The organism is Erwinia sp. AnSW2-5, from assembly GCF_045107195.1.
Taxonomy (GTDB): Bacteria; Pseudomonadota; Gammaproteobacteria; order Enterobacterales; family Enterobacteriaceae; genus Erwinia.
Genome location: NZ_JBJGXA010000019.1, coordinates 1 through 1524, shown reverse-complemented (window position 1 = coordinate 1524; position 1524 = coordinate 1). Strand labels below are relative to the sequence as shown.

Sequence of the window (1524 nt, the reverse complement as noted above, 5' to 3'; positions counted from 1 at the left end):
ATCAGCGGGCCTTCTTCTGCCTGGCAGGCATTCACCACGTTTTGCAGCGTGCTCATTCGGCACCTCCTTCCGTGGCGGCCATCGTGCCATCAACAGTAAAAATCGCTTCCGGCAGCTGGAAATTGCGCAACGCCAGCAACTGTAGCGGCCCGCTGCCCAGCTGCGAGCGCAGCACCCACTGCAGCGTCCGGCCATCCGCCGCCGCAAAGCTCATCATCCACCGGCTGCGGTCAAGCTGCCCGCCGCCGCCGTGCTCCACGTCACTAACGCCCCGGGCTTAAACGTCTCCCCCGGCCAGCGGAACGTCTGCCACTCCGCCATCTGGTTAAAGTAGCGCAGTTTCTGCCCGTCAACCGTCAGCTGCGTTTCCACCACCTGCGCCACCGGGCGCGCCTGCAGCTCAAAGCCGCTCAATGCGCCCGCTGTCCTTACGCAGGAACTCCGCCAGCATCGGCAGCGAGGCGTCGTTGCTGCCCGCCGCAAACGGGTAGCGCCCGTCAAACGCGCTGCGCCACGGCGTCACCACCGGGGTCAGCGGCTGCACGAACAGCGTCTGCCCGAACCCGCTCCACTCCTCCCCGAGGCTGGCGGCCACCAGGCTGCCGTACTGCCGGGTGTCCGTCAGGTCGATGCTGTTGCCGCGAAACACCGTCTGCGCCAGGGCCTGCATCCGCGCCTGCGGGTCCGCGCTGCCCGCCACCTGCTGCAGCCGCAGCCGCACGCGGGTGATGCGCGTCAGGTACGTCTGCAGGCTCAGGCTGTCGTCGCCGGACGCCGCGTTACTGCGCCCCGTCAGCGCCAGCAGCGGGCCAAAGGTCTCGTCCAGCGGGCCCTGCGGGCCGGTGGCACGCTGGTCCTGCCCCTGCCACGCCAGGGTGTTCATCAGCGCAATCAGCGGCGACTGGCGCACGTCGCTCATCAGCGTCAGCTGGTCCGTCACGTCCGCAATATTGTCCGCCGGGTTCAGCCGCAGGCCGTTAAGAAAGTTCAGCCAGCTGCCGGCAAAGTCGGTGAAGTAGCGCTGCGTCAGCCGCGCCTTCAGCGCCTCCGGCGACAGGCCGCGTTCTCAATCGCCTGCTGCACGCCCCCTTCCCACGCCTGGCGGGTGAACATGCCCGGCACCACCGCCTCCGTGCTGAACAGGCGGCGGGCGTCGGTGCCCGCCGTCATGTCCTCCAGCGACAGGTCGGCAACGCTGCGGCGCACCGACTTCAGCACCGCCTGATACAGGGTGCTCTCCGCGTTGCGGCGGCCAATCTGCTGCAGCAGCACCTGGCGGCTCTGGCTGACCAGCGTGGCGTCCGGAGTGATGGCCCACTGCGGCTGGTGCGGCAGCTCAGCGATATAAAACGCCCACAGGTCCGGGGCCAGGGCCTGCCACAGGCCGGGGGATATCCCGGTTCGGGACGGCTCCACCGTCTTCATCACCTGCGCGTAAAACGCCCCGTCCACCCTGTCCGGGCGCGCCATCATCAGCCAGGCCTTCAGCCGGTCGTACCCGGCTCTCGCCCCGGCGGCCCGCGG

1 pseudogene is annotated in these 1524 nt (G+C 68.8%); it reads right to left on the bottom strand.

What is annotated here, in order from left to right:
• Positions 1–52: 52 nt before the first annotated feature.
• Positions 53–1524, bottom strand: a pseudogene (locus tag ACFL9S_RS15195) (ImcF-related family protein); the annotation flags it as partial.